The organism is Aulosira sp. FACHB-615, assembly GCF_014698045.1.
Classification (GTDB): domain Bacteria; phylum Cyanobacteriota; class Cyanobacteriia; order Cyanobacteriales; family Nostocaceae; genus Nostoc_B.
In genome coordinates this window covers 571,361-587,751 of the sequence record NZ_JACJSE010000002.1, presented here as the reverse complement: position 1 = coordinate 587,751, position 16,391 = coordinate 571,361, and the positions used below count along the sequence as shown (strand labels likewise).

11 protein-coding genes are annotated in these 16,391 nt (G+C 40.0%); 9 read left to right on the top strand and 2 right to left on the bottom strand.

Translation table 11 applies throughout. The features are described 5' to 3' along the window. Positions 1-293 precede the first annotated feature (293 nt). The 5 genes from cofG (at position 294) to H6G77_RS04790 (ending at position 8,878) form a co-directional block, all read left to right on the top strand. A complete protein-coding gene (cofG, locus tag H6G77_RS04810) occupies positions 294-1,259 on the top strand; it encodes a 7,8-didemethyl-8-hydroxy-5-deazariboflavin synthase subunit CofG (RefSeq protein WP_190870967.1) in 966 nt (321 codons plus the stop codon). Between the two features lie 224 nt (positions 1,260-1,483). Then, entirely contained in the window at positions 1,484-1,978 is a 495-nt protein-coding gene (msrB, locus tag H6G77_RS04805) for a peptide-methionine (R)-S-oxide reductase MsrB (RefSeq protein WP_190870966.1), read from the top strand. Between the two features lie 187 nt (positions 1,979-2,165). Beyond that, entirely contained in the window at positions 2,166-6,776 is a 4,611-nt protein-coding gene (locus H6G77_RS04800) for a tetratricopeptide repeat protein (RefSeq protein WP_190870965.1), read from the top strand. Between the two features lie 239 nt (positions 6,777-7,015). Continuing rightward, the gene (locus tag H6G77_RS04795) at positions 7,016-7,735 is read left to right on the top strand and encodes a 16S rRNA (uracil(1498)-N(3))-methyltransferase (protein WP_190870964.1); all 720 of its coding nucleotides are present in this window, start codon (positions 7,016-7,018) and stop codon (positions 7,733-7,735) included. A gap of 51 nt (positions 7,736-7,786) precedes the next feature. Further along, positions 7,787-8,878: a tol-pal system YbgF family protein gene (locus H6G77_RS04790; RefSeq protein WP_190870963.1), complete on the top strand. Its 1,092-nt coding sequence runs from the start codon at positions 7,787-7,789 to the stop codon at positions 8,876-8,878. A 4-nt stretch (positions 8,879-8,882) separates the two neighbouring features. Here H6G77_RS04790 and H6G77_RS04785 read toward each other — a convergent pair whose 3' ends face one another. Next, a complete protein-coding gene (locus H6G77_RS04785; RefSeq protein WP_190870962.1) occupies positions 8,883-9,320 on the bottom strand; it encodes a hypothetical protein in 438 nt (145 codons plus the stop codon). Between the two features lie 609 nt (positions 9,321-9,929). Between H6G77_RS04785 and H6G77_RS04780 the strand changes: the two genes are divergently transcribed. Then, the gene (locus H6G77_RS04780) at positions 9,930-10,586 is read left to right on the top strand and encodes a triacylglycerol lipase (RefSeq protein ID WP_190870961.1); all 657 of its coding nucleotides are present in this window, start codon (positions 9,930-9,932) and stop codon (positions 10,584-10,586) included. 90 nt (positions 10,587-10,676) lie between these two features. Here the strand turns inward: H6G77_RS04780 and H6G77_RS04775 are convergent, their stop codons facing one another. Next, the gene (locus tag H6G77_RS04775) at positions 10,677-11,111 is read right to left on the bottom strand and encodes a VOC family protein (RefSeq protein WP_190870960.1); all 435 of its coding nucleotides are present in this window, start codon (positions 11,109-11,111) and stop codon (positions 10,677-10,679) included. A gap of 511 nt (positions 11,112-11,622) precedes the next feature. On the opposite strand from H6G77_RS04775, the gene H6G77_RS04770 reads away from it, so the two are divergent. The 3 genes from H6G77_RS04770 (at position 11,623) to H6G77_RS04760 (ending at position 16,163) form a co-directional block, all read left to right on the top strand. Continuing rightward, a complete protein-coding gene (locus H6G77_RS04770) occupies positions 11,623-12,420 on the top strand; it encodes a TIGR00297 family protein (RefSeq protein WP_190870959.1) in 798 nt (265 codons plus the stop codon). 333 nt (positions 12,421-12,753) lie between these two features. Continuing rightward, positions 12,754-13,512, top strand: coding sequence for a peptidylprolyl isomerase (locus tag H6G77_RS04765; protein WP_190677643.1), 759 nt, complete (start codon positions 12,754-12,756; stop codon positions 13,510-13,512). Continuing rightward, complete coding sequence (locus tag H6G77_RS04760) at positions 13,461-16,163, top strand: peptidase domain-containing ABC transporter (RefSeq protein ID WP_190593879.1); 2,703 nt, start codon at positions 13,461-13,463, stop codon at positions 16,161-16,163. The genes H6G77_RS04765 and H6G77_RS04760 overlap by 52 nt, the downstream gene beginning before the upstream one ends. Positions 16,164-16,391: the final 228 nt, after the last annotated feature.

Below are 16,391 nucleotides of genomic sequence, written 5' to 3'. Positions count from 1 at the left end.
CAGCCTACATACAGGCGGTTGTTGGTGCTGGTGATCCAGTTGCAGAACTGCTCCCATACGTTGGCGCTTTTGCGCTGTTGTAAGGTTGCTGTCATGTCTTTATGATTGCTTTTTTTATGTATGTTTCAGGTGTTTTTACCTGTTGTTACATATCTTAAAGGTAAACATTGCGTTTTGTAAAGTAATCTGAGGAAAAATTTTTAACTTAGCCTGTAGAAAGCTCTGATACCTAGTTACAGTCAGGGTTGTGCGGTAAATTGATACGTTTACAATTCTTTAATAAATTCTATTTTATGACCAATGCCAATTCTGCCATTGTTACCTACAGCCCAGCTTACACAATCGTTCCAACCTACGAGTGCTTCAATCGCTGCGCCTACTGCAACTTTCGTACTAACCCTGGCGAAAGTCCTTGGCTAACGCTATCAGCCGCAGAGGAAATCTTAAAACGACTTAAAAATGAGAAAGTCTGTGAAATTCTGATCCTTAGTGGTGAAGTACATCCCAATTCGCCACAGCGTCAGGCATGGTTTCAACGAATTTATGATTTGTGTGCATCAGCATTGGCGATGGGTTTTTTACCGCACACTAACGCCGGGCCACTGAGTTTTGCAGAAATGCGACAATTAAAAAATGTTAATGTCTCAATGGGTTTGATGTTGGAACAGTTAACACCAGCTTTGTTGAAGACTGTACATCGCTACGCACCTAGTAAAGTTGCAGAACTGAGACTGCAACAATTACAATGGGCGGGAGAATTGCAAATTCCCTTCACCACCGGTTTACTTTTAGGAATTGGCGAAACCGCAGATGATTGGTGGACAACCTTAGCAGCCATATCTCATATTCATCAACGCTACCATCACATTCAAGAAGTGATTTTGCAACCTCATAGTCCAGGGAACCAGCAAATATTTGATGCACCACCATTTGACCCCCATCAATTACCAGCAGTTATTAGCAAAGCACGTCAAATTTTACCGCCAGAGATTACAATTCAAATTCCACCCAATTTAGTTAAAGATGAGCAATGGTTACTGGCTTGTATTGAAGCTGGTGCGAGGGATTTAGGTGGGATAGGGCCGATAGATGAAGTGAATCCTGATTATCCACATATTCAGGAACAAGAGTTGACAGAAATTTTACAACCTGCGGGGTGGGGGTTAGTACCACGTTTACCTGTGTATCAGCAGTTTGATAGTTGGTTAGCGAAAGAATTGCAAATAGCAGTGAATCACTGGCGGAAGATTTTAGCCTAGGCTATTCTTTTGCAAGAACAAAAAAGTGAATATTTGTCGATTTATTCGGTAAAGTTTGACATAGTATGGTAAATTTTCCGATAGTATTAAAAATATATTGTTAGTCCATAAAATAGGTCACAGCCAAAAATCTAAATCAGATGGATATCATCAGTAATCAGTTATTTTACAAATAAAAATTTCCTATCCAAAAATTTAATTAAGCAAAAACTAATAATAAATATATGAAAAAACGCTATTTTTTAGAAGCAAGCGCCGTATTAACAGGTGCAGCCTTATTATCCCAGTTTATTAATCCGAGGACAGAAATCGTGACAAGTTCTAACACTGAATTTGAAATTACCAAATCTGAAGATGAATGGCGCAGTATTTTAACACCAGAACAGTTTCGTGTTTTGCGTAAACATGGAACTGAACGGGCTTTTACCAGTCCCCTGGATAAGCAGTATACAGAAGGTACTTATGTGTGTGCGGCTTGTGACTTACCACTGTTTACATCTGATACCAAATTTAATAGTGGTACTGGCTGGCCAAGTTTCTTTCAACCAATTGAAGGTGCGATCGCCACTACTGTAGATCGTTCATTATTTATGACCCGCACAGAAGTTCATTGTCGTCGCTGTGGTGGACATTTAGGCCATGTATTTCCTGATGGCCCTGCGCCTACAGGTCAACGTTATTGTATGAATGGTGTGGCGTTAAAATTTATTCCGGCTTAATTAGTAAAGATGCGATCGCTCTCATATTTTGACAACTAAAAATTCTAGAAGCCCAGTTTTTGATAAACCTGGGTTTTTTCTTTCTTCCGAAGTATTAAAAATACATATATCTTCTCGTAAAACCATACTCATGTATTGTATTTCTAGTTCAAGCTAACTCAACAAATTTTTTACCAGAGAAATAAAAATGCGTTCCCAACTAAAAAGCATCACCATTACCACCCTCCTATTTTCCTTATTTTCTCCGGTAGCAATATCAGCAAACAATGTATTAATCAAGCAGACATTAGCACAAACTGTCGCTCAAACTAACCGCAAAACTGAAGCAGATAAACTCTACGAACAAGGCGTACAACAATATCGGCGTGGATATGATGAAGATGCTAGAAGAAACTATGAACAAGCACTAACTATTTACCTTCAAATTAATGATAAAAAAAGTGTTGGACAAACTCTAAATAATTTAGGACAGATTTATAATCGGCAATATCAATATCAAAAAGCATTAGAAATATTACAGCAAGCTTTAGTAATTCGCCAAGAAATCAAAGACCGTGCAGGTGAAGGAGAAACTCTTGATAATATTGGTGCAGCTTACTCTAGTTTAAATCAACTAGATAAAGCATTAGAAACATTACAACAAGCTTTAGCAATTCGCCGTGAGGTAAATGATAAAACCGGAGAAGGTGTTACTTTAAGTAGAATTGGTGTGACTTATTCTTATTTAAAACAAGAAACTAAAAGTTTAGAGCTTTTACAACAAGCATTAAAAATACATCAAGACTTAGGTGATAAATTTCAAGAAGCATCTACCCTATTCAGAATAGGAGGAGTTTACTTGGATATGTCAAAATATCCTAATGCTTTGGAATGGTTTAATAAAGCTCTAGCTACTAGCCGTGAAGTAGGAAACCGTTCACTTGAAGCGAGAAGTCTAAAGATTATCGGGCTAACTTACGGCCTGTTGAATAAACCGGATCAGGCTTTAGAATTTTTACAGCAAGCCTTAGTGATACAACGCGAAATTAAAGCCCAAAAAGACCTGCTTGACAACTTAGAACTTATTATTAATAGTTACATTTCAATGGCTGGTGATGCTAACTCCAGGGGAATAACCTCTCAAGTAAAAAAAGCATCTTTACAAGTTATTAAATTCGCTGAAGAAGCTTTAACTCTTGCTCAAAAGCTAAATCGTCGAGAAACAGAAACAAATATATTTCAGTCATTAGGATCGGCATACATATCGTTAGGAGACGACAAAAAAGCCCTTGATTTATTGCAGCAAGCTCTTAAAATTGCTAGACAAATAAAATCAATTGATGCAGAGTATAACACTTTAATCTATTTAAGCAACATTTATGTTCGACAAGGAGAATATCGTAAATTAGTTGAGTTATACGAACGACAATTACAAATTACCAGAGAGCAAAAAAATGTTAACAATGAAGCATTGATTTTAACCTCTATCTGCTCAAATTATCAGGTTTTAGGAGAGTATCAAAAGTCAATAGCAGCTTGTCAAGAGGCTTTAGTTAAAACACGAGAAATAAAAATTTCTGAGTTATCACCCCAACTTCAAGATAGTTTTCTAGGTGTGGAGCTATCAGTTTTACAATTCTTAAGTAGTAGTTATCAAAGTTTGGGAGAATATGATCAAGCATTGGATTTTGCTAAACAACGTCTAATTTTAGCCCAGAATCTTCGTAAGCCCAAACTAGAAGCCGATGCACTGATTGATTTAGGTTATGTTTATGAGAACTTAAAAAATTATCCTCAAGCTATTGAATTAACTCAAAAGGCTTTAATGATTGCTCGCCAAATTAACGAACCGTCACTAGAAGCGAAAGCTTTAAGGCTACTTAGCAATATTTACACAAAACAGAAAAAGTATGACTCTTCTCTTGAGTTAGCACAGCAAATTCTAGCAATTGCCAAACGCTTAGAAAACCCAGACTTAGAAGTACAAGCTTTAGGCTTATTTAGCAATATTTACCAAACACAAGGTAACTATCAAAAAGCCCTGGAGTTTACGCAACAGCAACTAGTAATGTTTCGACAAACTAAGCAACGTGGGAACGAATTTATAGCTTTAAGCCGTCTTGTTGACATTTATCTTTCCTCTGGAGATACACAAAAAGCTTTGGAAGCTGCTAATCAGTCGTTAAAAATAGCAAGACAATTAAACAGTAATTTATCAACACAAACTTCTTTATTCAGTTTTACTAGAGTCTACTTTTTAAGAGGAGAATATGAACCAGCAATACAATACGCTCAAGAAAGCTTGGAAATAGCAGAAAAAACCAACAATTTCTTAGGTAAAGTTGTTGCCTCAATTAATCTGAGTGATATCTATAATTCTCTGGGTGAATATAACAAAGTTATTGCAGTTGCAGAACCACAATTATTGCAAGCAAAAAAACTTAAAGATCGTCATTCAGAAGCAGGATTACTGCTTAATTTAAGTCAAGCTTACACTAGTATTGGTAATTACCAAAAAGGTAAAGAATTAGTAGAACAAAGTTTAGCAATTACCAGAGAAATTCAAGCGCGTCCTTTAGAAGCTCAAGCACTAGCTTATCTTGGTAACGTTTACAGAAATCTCAGAGATTATCCCAAAGCTTTAGAATTAACTCAGCAAAGTTTACAAATTGCTCAAGAACTCAAAAGTCCTGCTGTTGAAATATTCCCGCTAGGTATTCTTGGCGATATTTACAGTAATTTAGGTGATTATCAAAAAAGCAACGAATTTTATCAGCAACTATTAGCCAAACAGCGACAACTACAAAACCGCATCGGTGAAGCTTTTGCTTTACATGCGCTGGCAATTAACTACTTTGATACCGGAGAAGCGCAAAAAACTGTAGACTTTGCTCAAAAAAGTTTAGCTATTCTCAAAGACAGTAAAAAACCAGCTTGGGAAATTATTCCACACCGGACGTTAAGCATAGGCTACGGTGAATTAGGCAATGATAAACAAGCAATTCAAGAAGTACAAACAGTTTTAGCATTTGCCAGAAAAGTGCAGAACCCAGCTTATGAAAAAGATGCGCTGAGTCTTTTAGGTTATTTACATCGTAAATTTGGCAGAAAACAGCAAGCAATTACAGCTTATCAACAAGCATTAGCAATTAAGACTCCCACAGAAGTTACAGGCGGTGACTGGGGAATTGATGCTGGTTTAGCTCGTACTTACGCTGATTTAAATCAACCAAACGTAGCCATTACCTACTACAAACAAGCCATCAATGGTATTGAGCAAGTCCGTCGCAATATTGAAGGATTACCACCGCAGTTACAAACTACTTTTTTACAAACAACAATTGATTTTGGTCAAGTAAAAATATCTGACATTTATCGTCAGTTGGCGACTTTATTAATATCTCAAAATAGAGAACAAGAAGCAACACAAGTTTTAGAACTGCTCAAAATTCAAGAAATTAAAGATTTTGCAACTGCTGGCGTTCCACAAACAGACAAGCCAAAAGTTCTTTTAACTCCGGCTGAGAAAAAAATTGCCGCACCAAATCAATCAATTGTTGCTTTAGCAAAGAAAATTAGCGAGTGTGAAAAAAATAACTGCCAAAATAAAGCTCAACTCAATGATCAACTGACAAAAGTAGTTGCTGACTTTAACCAAGAACTAGTAAAAATAGAAACAGAAATCAGAGAAAGATTAGCAAAAGATCCTGGTGCATTTCGTCCTGATAGTCCCAAGGTTTTAGAAATAGTCAAAGCACAACCCGCTACAGTGATGATTTATCCATTAGTGCTAGAAGATAAACTCTGGTTACTATTGTATTCTGGTGATGCGGCGAAAAAGTTTGAAGTTAAAGTTGGACAAGATGAGTTAGGAAAAACAGTCCAAGAATTTCGCCAGTTTACCAGACGATGCCAAAATATTACTTGTGATGCTAAAGACATTGCTCAAATTCAGTCAGTTAGCCAAAAACTGCATAACTGGTTGATTAAACCATTAGAAGCAGAATTGAAAGAAAATAAAGTGAAGAATCTGGTGTTTGCTCTTGATAGGGTAACACGCTACATTCCCATGAGTGCTTTGTTTGATGGTAAGCAATATTTAATCGAAAATTACACCATCTACAACGTTTTATCCGCAGATTTAACAAACACAACTGCTACTTTACCTACAGGAACACAAAATACTTCGGTTTTAGCAATGGGAGTTTCTGAGTCGGTGGGTGGTTTCGATGCGCTAGAAAATGTCCCCGCAGAGTTGAAAGCAATTGTAAAAACTCAGAACAATTCACAAGGTATATATCCAGGAAAAGAATTCCTCAACAGTGCTTTTGATTTTCTAACTCTGCGAGATAATCTTGCAGGAAATCAAATTTTACATCTTGCTACCCACGGAAAATTTGAACCTGATAGTAGAGATGCTTCTTTTTTGCTGTTAGGAAATGGCGAAAAATTGGCAATTTCTCAAATTCAAACTTTAACTAGATTGGATAATATTCACTTAGTTGTTTTATCTGCTTGTGAAACGGCCCTTGCTGGTTCTCGTCAAGATGGAATTGAAATTGCTAGTGTGGCATATTCTTTCTTAAATCGAGGCGCAAAAGCAGTCATCGCTTCTTTGTGGCAAGTGGAAGATCGCAGCACTAGTTTACTCATGCAACAATTTTACAAGAATCTTGCTGATAAAAATCGCCCAACCAAAGCTGATGCTTTACGCCAAGCACAATTGAGTTTACTGCGGAGTAAACCTAGAAATACAGATAGTAATTATTCTCACCCGTATTACTGGTCGCCTTTCATTTTAATTGGTAATGGCTTGTAATCAATGAGATTGCGATCGCAGCATACTGTGTTTGAAATATAATTCCGCATTTATGCAAAGTCTTTTACTTTTTGGTAATTGAGACTTACTAAGTAGAAATTTCCAATGATTGAGGATTTACGCAAAAATATTATGAAACTTTTATTCCTTGTAGTTTAATTATTCATGCTCCGTGCATAAATCCTGATCAATAATAAATTACACAGCTTGTTGCCTGTTTTCTCTGTTCACAAAATAGCATGGCTCAACTACAAAGAATAACGATCGCACCTGCTCAATTTCAACAAGACCAAATTTTATTGACACCCCAACAACTACATTATCTGGGGCGGGTCTTGCGTTTGCGTGAGGGCGATCGCTTTATTGCGATGGATGGTATGGGTAAATGGTGGTTAACACAATTAACAGGAAAACAAGCCCAGGTTTTAGAAACTCTTTCCGTAACTACAGAATTACCTGTAACAATTACACTGATGATGGCATTGCCTAAAGGTAGTGGTTTTGATGATGTTGTGCGCTGCTGTACGGAAATTGGTGTAACTTGTATTGCCCCGGTGATTAGCGATCGCACTCTTCTTCACCCCAGTCCGCAAAAACTCGAACGTTGGCGGCGGATTGCAGCTGAAGCGGCTGAACAATCGGAACGCGCTTTTGTCCCCACAATTTTAGAACCAGTGGCTTTGAGTGAGGCTTTGTCAACAGTTAATGGTCATAAGTATATCTGTGAAGCACGGGGTAACTATCCTCACCTTCTACATTGCTTACCAAACAAAGAACAAAGAACAAATGACAGCGAACTAATTATTGCTACAGGCCCCGAAGGTGGATGGACAGAACCAGAAATTGCAAATGCGATCGCTTCTGGTTTTCAAGCTGTATCTCTCGGTCGTCGAGTTCTCCGCGCCGTCACTGCACCCATCGTTGCTTTATCCTTAGTTACCGCAGCCTGTGAAGTATAAATGATAATAAGCCGCTTCCAAAACTCAACGCAGGATGCAGGGAAATAAAATATGATTGAGCGAGTTGCGATCGCTTTTGACCGTAAAGATTATCACACTGCTGCTAAACTACTCCAGCAGTTGTCAAAGGAATCACCGGATGATCCTTGGGTGCAGTTTTACATTGCCAGACTTTACGAAGTATCTCATAAACAACAAGATGCAGAAAAAATTTATCGTCAGTTATTGCGGAGTACAACCAACTCTAAAATAGTTTCGCAAGCACGCCAAGGTTTACAACGCCTCAAAGAAGTTGAACAAGAACAACGACAACGCGCCATTGCTAAAGCCACAGCCGAACCCAACAGTAATGAGTCAGGGATACTTGTTTTAGAGCCTTTGACTAATCAAGAAAAGTCAACAGTTGCAGCGCAATTTGCTCAGATTATGCAGCTAGACACCTATACAGCCAGACTAATTCTCCCCAGCCGCAGTTGGAGAGTCTATCGTTATGGCCGAGTAGGAGAATTAAAATTTTATGGTGAACAGCTACAAAAAGCCGGAATCCCTTGCTTTTGGTCAACAATTAGTGCAGTTCAACAAATACAAATTTATCAAGTTGAATATTTTTCGGAATCTGCTACACAAGCGACGGTTGTTTGTCGTAACCAAACTCATCAACTCGGTTCTCTGACTTTTAATTGGTCAGAAGTACAAGCCAGAGTCGCGGGACTATTACCAATTTTTGAAGAAGTTGTCGATGTTAATGCACGCCATAAGCTAGAGCGAAAAACTCAAACTCAAGATTACGCTCAGTTTTGTGATCTACATTTACCTGGGCGGCGTTGCATTCTGCGACTGTCTGATCAAAGTTATGATTTCCAACAAGGTGTAGAAATTGCTGCTCTAGCTAGTCAAAATACTATCCGTATTAACTGGAATAAAGTAATTAACTGGCTAGAACAGCATCTGCCACAAGTGAAGCTTTGGTCAGATTTCACACCTTTTGCGGAGACGATTCTAGATCAAACGGAAATGTTACGCAATATCACACCCAATATCAATTTAATGCGTCGAGAACCGACGCATTGGGATGCAGCTTTTCAGTTGTATAGCGGATTGGTGTTTAATAAATGCTTGGCGATCGCTGACAGTCAAAATTAAATCACTAAGCTTGGTTAGGAGTTTTCACTTGACTGGCCATATCTAAGAAAGAACTCATATTTGCCCCTGGACGACGACGACCATTAGCAGCACCAGAAGTCCCTAAATATTGGGGTGCAAATGTAGTTATCGCTGGTTCTTTCTTGGCAGCTACAGCAGTTGCAGGCGCTTTTTCTGGTTCAGCAGGTGCAGCTTTGCCATTTTGGGATGCTTTGACCGCCTTAGCCGCAGGTTTTTTGGCTGGCTCAGGTGCTGCTGTTGCTTTGGTACCGTTGGAAGTAGCTGCGGGTTTTGGTGATTCTGCGGGTTTTGGTGCTGGTTTGACTTCTGCCCCACTTTCATCTAATTGCAGGTAGTAGCCACCATTTTTTTTCTTACCACCGAGCAAACCTGTAAAGAAACCTAAAATCCCAGCGATTAAATTTTTGATAAAACCGAACATTAGAATTTCTCCTGCCTTCTATAATTTCTGTAAATCTGACCGTAATGTTAAAAATTGCAGCTTAATGCTACATTTCTTTGCGCCGTACTATGACTTTGACTAGCTTGATAGTTGAGTGTTTGAGTAACACTGGCGTAAGACTACAGAGCAAATGTTCTTGATTTTACAGGCACTTGCAGCCTGTATCTATCAAGACTCATTATTAAATCTTACCGTTACCATAAGCAAGATTATGAAAGCTTGCTTAACAAAATTTAATAGTACTCTGCGGGAGTGGGGAATAGGGAATAGGGAGTGGGGAATATTCTTTTGTGATGTTCGGTTCTGAGATTGTCTGATGAATACCGGATGCTAAAAACACTAGTACAGGTCGGCGGAAATAAACAGACCACACTTCGACGGCGCTCAGTGACCATAAGGAATTGCTAAAAGGCTTGTGGTATCACTACTCTTTCTTTTTCCTTTTGACCTTTTACTTTTGCCTTGTTGTACTAGCCCCTAACCCCCAGCCTCTAACCTCTAGCCAGTGACCTGAGTGTCATAACTCATTCACAGATAGAAACATAACTTAGCTAGATTTTTGACAGAACTATGCAAGCAAACCCGGCAATGAACTCAACTAATCAGCAATACAACCCAGTTTTGTTAATACACGGGATTGGAGATACAGAAGCAGTATTCCGCAAAATGAGAAGTTATTTACAGGAGAAAGGTTGGTTTGTATATGCTCTGAATTTAGTACCGAATAATGGCGTAGTTGGTCTTGATGTGTTAGCGCAGCAAGTAGCTAACTACATAGCCGCGACCTTTGAGCCAGAACAGAAACTAGATATAGTCGGTTTCAGTATGGGAGGCATTGTCAGTCGTTATTATGTCCAACGACTGGGAGGTATTGAGCGCGTGCAACGCTTGATTACTATCTCATCACCTCATCATGGAACTTATATTGCTTATGGTTCTTGGCGGCCTGGTTGTGTACAAATGCGTACTCACAGTAAATTCCTCAAGGATTTAAATTCTGATGCTGTGATGTTAAAGCAGTTGAACTTTACATCTATTTGGACACCTTATGATTTGATGATTGTCCCAGCCAACAGTTCCCAAATGCCCATAGGTACAGAGGTAATTATCCCCGCAGCATCTCATCCTTGGATGTTAACTGATTCTAGGAGTTTAGCCGCCGTCGCCACAGCCTTAGCCGAACCAATTAGGAATTACTCACAAAAATTGTCGGTTGAAACTGGGTTTAGGGGTGAAAGGGTATAGGGTGTATGGGTGGTTTTGAATACCTACACCCTTAAACCCTTAAACCCTGAACCAAACCTTGAATTTTCGTTTTCATACGTAAGTCCTAATTTAAGAGCGATCGCCAATTTGGGTATACTCCTCATAACTCCCAAAAATCGCCTCTGGGTAGCGGTAATATTTAAACTCCAGCAAATTATAAAAAGGATCTTCTAAAAAGAAAGTCCGATGTTCTAAAGGCGAACCCACAAAGCGATTTTTAGCTTCTTCTCGAAAAAATAGTTGGTGCTTGTATGCTGTTGCTAACAAACTTTCCCAGTCACTTTCTTGGGGAAAGATTAAACCAAAGTGTCTAGGATATATCGTCCGTTGTCTTGTTAAAGGTTCCTTGGTAGTGTGTGCTACCAGTTGATGTCCGTAAAGATTGAGAATCAAAGCATGGGGGTTTTCCCGTCCCGGAATACAGCCCAAACCATCAACATAATAGGCTTTTGCCTGTTGGATATCACTCACAGGAAAAGCTAAATGAAATATAGGTTTATTCATAACAGGCATTGTTTGTAGTTGCTATCTACAATTTATGCTCTGAAAACTTGTTTGTGGTTAATTGGAACACAGTTTTATATTGCTGTTACTTATATGCTGTTAGCGATATTTATGGACTGGAACAAGAAAATGGTAAGTAAGGCGTAAGTCCTCAATATGATTTACTAATACAGGTCGGCGTAAATAAACAGACCACACTTCGGCTACTTCGGCTGCGCTCAGTACAAGTACGCTCAGTGACCATAAGAAATTGCTAAAAGGCTTGTGGTATCGTTATTCTTTCTTTTGACTTTTGCCTTTTGACTTTTGCCTTGTTGTACTAGCCTCTAACCTCTAGCCTCTAGCCCCTGTTTTCGCTCAAAATCTTGCCTGTTTTTTCTCTCCCTAATAGTAAAAGTAAGAGAATCTATGCACTTTTAGAATTACAGAATGAGGTATAACATCTCAGGTTTAAAATTAGCTATTCTGTTGGTATGCTGGCAATGACAACACCACTTGTGATTCACTGCTAATGTTACCTTTACTTGACTCTGCGAATCCCTGGTTAGTGGGAGTAGGATTAAACACCGTTTTATTGGGTTTAGTTGCGATCGCTCCTAAAAAGCTGCTGACTCCAGCAGGTATATTTCATGCTGGGATATTGGGTGTCATCGTTTGGGGAACGTTGGGTTGGCAAGGATACTTAGTAGTGGGATTTTATTTCCTGGTAGGCTCCGGCGTGACGCGCATCGGTATGGCAGAGAAAGAAGCCCAAGGTATAGCCGAAAAGCGTTCTGGTGCCAGAGGCCCGGAAAATGTCTGGGGTTCAGCCTTAACGGCGGCGTTATGTGCTTTGGGTGTAGGGGTAATCAATTCGGGATGGTTGATATCTGATCCCCAATCTTTAGTTGCCAATCCTGTATCTTTGCTGTTGTTGGGCTATGTGGCAAGTTTTAGCACCAAGCTATCAGACACATCCGCCAGCGAAGTGGGGAAAGCTTATGGGCAAAGGACTTTTTTGATTACCACACTCCAACCTGTCCCCCGTGGTACAGAAGGCGCAGTGAGTTTAGAAGGAACCTTAGCGGGTGTAGTGGCATCGATCGCGATCGCCTTAGTAGGCTGGGCAGTAGGATTGATAGACTTATTAGGGGTTGTTTGGTGCATCTTCGCAGCGTTCATTGCTACCAATTTAGAAAGTGTCATTGGAGCCACACTGCAATCTAAATATGCTTGGCTAACAAATGAACTGGTCAATATTTTAAATACATTAATTGGTGCGATCGCTGCCATAATTTTTGCTTGGTTGTGGAAAATTGCGATCGGCTAGTACAACAAGGAAAAAGGCAAAAGGGCAGATTTTTAATCAAAGGTAAAGCCTTTTTGCAACGCCCATTTGAGTTTAAGTCTCCCGCCATAATCTGAGATTTGGCGGTCTCCCCTATGGGATGTTACGCGAAAGATGAGAGACGGGTTGAATCTGCCTCCTGCCTCCGGTTGGTGAGCGAAGCCGAACCACTGCCTTCTTCAATACTATTTTGGATTTGAGATTTTGAATGGGGAATTGTAGTCTCTGTCTAACTTTCAGCCACTCAATCGGTCTGAATCTTGTTTCCCATCTCTCGGAATTATGAACTTTTAGCTGTTTTTCTTGAGTTATTTCATGGAATCTTTATCATTTCTGTCAATAAATGATCATCCACTCCCAATCACACAGGCAGTAAAATATCTCCAAGCTTCCGGCAAATTATCCCAGTTTATTGGCGACATTCTCCGGCAGTATGTGATTGAGCAAGAAATCCAAACTAGAGATGATTTAGATATCAATCCAGCCTTAACCGAACAAGCAGTTATTGACTTTCGTTTAAAAAATCAACTCACGCAACCCCAAACTTTTCAAGAATGGTTACAAACAAATGGTACAGATTATGAAACATTTCATAGATCAATTACATTAGGTTTCAAATTAGAAAAACTTAAAACATTAGTTACACAACCTCACATTCCCGAATACTTTATTGAAAGAAAAATTTATTTAGATCGCGTCGTCATTTCTCGCATTATTGTTGATAATCAAGAACTTTGCGAAGAACTCAGAACCCAAATCGAAGAAGGAGCCAACTTTGAACAACTAGCCAGAGAATATTCCCTAACAGACGATCGCATAATGAACGGCATGATGGGAGCAATCAGCCGTGGCACCATGCCAGATACATTGCGGGCAGCGATTGATGTTGCTAGTTCTGGACAATTGGTGGGGCCAATAGAACTAGAAGGACGTTATGGTTTGTTTCGAGTCGAACAATTTCTGCCAGCGTCTTTAGAAGATACTCAACTCCAACAAGCATTACAAAATGAGTTATTTGAAAAATGGCTAGCAGAGAAAATTCAAAAGCTAACAGTGAAATTACAGATGGGTTAACAAATCTGGATCATGAATCTTTAGAAATTAACGCTATAGCAGAAATACCTTGGCAGCAAGGGCCTTTATGTTGGCTAAGTAGCGAACAACAAGCCAGATTACGTAATCAGTTAGTTATCCATCGTTACCAATTAGGAGAAAAAATCTGGTCAACGCAAAAACGCGGCTACCAATACTACATAGTCTCAGGTAAAGTCAGGCTCAGACAAGAACAAGATAGCAAAGCGATCGCTGCTTTACAAACAGGAGATTGGTTCGGCGACCTCTACAAAATCGCATTAGACTGCAAAGCCATAGCCGCCAGTAAAGAAGTCATCGTGGCTTGTTGGGACAGTTCGCTGTGGACAGAATTTAGCACTCCCGAAATTGAACAGTTCTTCTCTGGTTTCCCAGCCGCCGCCGCACCCAGCAATTCTGAACCCCAACCCAGCCTCGAACCACAACTGCCCCTACCAGCCACAACTATTAGTCCCGAAACTCAGCCGCCAACTCTCCAAGAATTACTCAACCGCACTCCAGATAACTCCAATTATCCTTTTATTGCCCACGGTAATACCGCCGCCGCCTGTCTGACAATGGTGGCGCAACACCTAGACAACCCAGTGCAACTAGAATGGGTACAGCGCCAACTGCGCGGACAAAACCCCAAACAAATCGTCGAAGCTGGCGAAAAACTCGGACTAGTATTGCGACGACTCCAAGTGAGTTGGGAAGAACTACCCAAACTTTCCTTTCCGGCTTTGATGTTATGGCAAAACGAAAATCAATCCCAAGCAAGTTGGGTAGTGGTTTACGCCATCAAAGGCTCCCGCTTAATTGTGGCGAATCCCTTAAATCCAGGGCAAATCTGTGAAACTCTTCCCCAATCAATTGTCGAAGCTGTATGGGATGGGCAACTGTGGCAAGTAGAACTGATTAATAAACATGAAAAGTTCAACCTCAGTTGGTTTATTCCGGCTGTCTGGAAATACAAGGGATTATTAGGGGAAGTTTTACTGGCATCCTTAACATTACAACTGTTTGGGTTAGGTACACCCCTCATTACTCAAGTCATCATCGATAAGGTGATGGTGCAAGAAAGCTTGCCCACCTTGGATGTGATGGCTATAGCTTTATTGTTAATTGCTTGCTTTGAGGCGATGCTGGGTACTTTACGCCTCTTCATCTTTACCCATACAGCTAGGCGCTTAGATTTAAGCTTGTCGGCGCAGCTATTTCGCCACCTGATGCGCTTGCCGTTAGCTTACTTTGAATCGCGGCGGGTGGGTGATACTGTTGCCCGTGTTCAAGAACTCGAACAAATCCGGCAATTTCTCACAGGTACAGCTTTAACAGTAATTCTCGACAGCATCTTTGCCGTTGTTTATTTGGCATTGATGTTTTACTACAACATCCCTTTAACTTTTGTCGCTTTGGCAGTGTTGCCATTGTTTGCCACTTTAACAATTGTTTCCACGCCAATTTTACGCAACTGGCTAAACGAAACCTTTAACCGCAGTGCAGACAGTCAATCGTTTTTGGTAGAGACAATTACAGGCATTCATTCTGTGAAAGCCCATGCAGCTGAACCAGTGGCGCGGGAACGTTGGGAAGGGTTATTTGCCCGATTTATTCGTACTGGTTTCAAAGCCTCGACTACATCAAATATCAGTAGTAATATTGGGGACTTTCTTACCAATTTTTCGACTTTACTGATTCTTTGGGTGGGCGCAAAACTGGTAATTGACCAACAATTAACAATTGGTCAGTTGGTAGCTTTTCAGATGTTATCGGGACGGGTGACAGCACCACTATTGCGGTTGGTACAACTGTGGCAAAATCTCCAACAAGTATTACTCTCTGTCGATAGAATTGGTGATATTCTCAACACAGCCCCAGAAGCCGAACCAGGCACAGGATTAGTTTTACCCGCATTAAAAGGGCAAGTAAATTTTGAACAGGTATTTTTCCGTTACCAAGCCCATACTGAACCAGTGTTACGCGGCATTACGTTTGATGTCCAGCCAGGGCAGTTTATTGGCATAGTCGGACGTAGTGGTTCGGGTAAAAGTACCCTGTCCAAGCTGTTGCAGCGATTGTATCAAATTGAATCAGGACGCATCTTAATTGATGGTTTTGATATTAAGAGTGCTGATTTGGCATCACTAAGGCAACAAATTAGCGTTGTTTTGCAAGAGGACTTTTTGTTTAATGGTTCGATTTTAGAAAATATTACCTTGGGCAATCCCAATATTACGGCGGAACAGGTAGTAGAAGCTGCGAGATTAGCTGTAGCCCATGATTTTATCAGTCAATTGCCATTCGGTTATGAGACGAATGTGGGAGAGAGAGGTACAGCTTTATCTGGTGGACAGCGCCAAAGGATTGCTTTAGCACGCTTGTTTTTATCCGATGCTCCGATTTTAATTTTGGATGAAGCGACCAGTGCTTTAGATAGTGAAACCGAACAACAAGTACTCCAAAACCTCCAAAAAGTTTCGGAAAATCGCACAGTGTTTTTGATTGCTCATCGCTTTGCACCACTCAAACGGGCTGATTTAATTTTGGTAATGGAGAAAGGCGTAATTGCGGAAAGGGGTACTCACACGCAACTTTTACAGCAGAAGGGTTTGTATTGGTCTCTTTATCAGCGTCAACAGGCTAATGTGTAGGTAAAAAGCAAAAGGCAAAAGGTAAAAGGCAAAGATTTTAATTCCTAGAGTAAAAATCTTGTGGTATAAAAACTCTTTCTTTCTACTTTTGCCTTGTTGTACTAGTCCCTAGTACAACGTGGCGGAAATAAAGATACCATTTCAAGTTAGTGAAAAGCTTTTGATATAAGCTTTTTGACTTTTGACTTTTGACTTTTGACTTCCGCGTAGCGGCACTAGCCTCTTTTT

What these genes read in the sequence shown, in the direction of transcription:
- cofG (WP_190870967.1), top strand. Translation starts at nt 294, where the DNA reads ATGACCAATGCCAATTCTGCCATTGTTACCTACAGCCCAGCTTACACA.
- msrB (WP_190870966.1), top strand. Translation starts at nt 1,484, where the DNA reads ATGAAAAAACGCTATTTTTTAGAAGCAAGCGCCGTATTAACAGGTGCA.
- H6G77_RS04800 (WP_190870965.1), top strand. Translation starts at nt 2,166, where the DNA reads ATGCGTTCCCAACTAAAAAGCATCACCATTACCACCCTCCTATTTTCC.
- H6G77_RS04795 (WP_190870964.1), top strand. Translation starts at nt 7,016, where the DNA reads ATGGCTCAACTACAAAGAATAACGATCGCACCTGCTCAATTTCAACAA.
- H6G77_RS04790 (WP_190870963.1), top strand. Translation starts at nt 7,787, where the DNA reads ATGATTGAGCGAGTTGCGATCGCTTTTGACCGTAAAGATTATCACACT.
- H6G77_RS04785 (WP_190870962.1), bottom strand. Translation starts at nt 9,320, where the DNA reads ATGTTCGGTTTTATCAAAAATTTAATCGCTGGGATTTTAGGTTTCTTT.
- H6G77_RS04780 (WP_190870961.1), top strand. Translation starts at nt 9,930, where the DNA reads ATGAACTCAACTAATCAGCAATACAACCCAGTTTTGTTAATACACGGG.
- H6G77_RS04775 (WP_190870960.1), bottom strand. Translation starts at nt 11,111, where the DNA reads ATGAATAAACCTATATTTCATTTAGCTTTTCCTGTGAGTGATATCCAA.
- H6G77_RS04770 (WP_190870959.1), top strand. Translation starts at nt 11,623, where the DNA reads ATGTTACCTTTACTTGACTCTGCGAATCCCTGGTTAGTGGGAGTAGGA.
- H6G77_RS04765 (WP_190677643.1), top strand. Translation starts at nt 12,754, where the DNA reads ATGGAATCTTTATCATTTCTGTCAATAAATGATCATCCACTCCCAATC.
- H6G77_RS04760 (WP_190593879.1), top strand. Translation starts at nt 13,461, where the DNA reads ATGGCTAGCAGAGAAAATTCAAAAGCTAACAGTGAAATTACAGATGGG.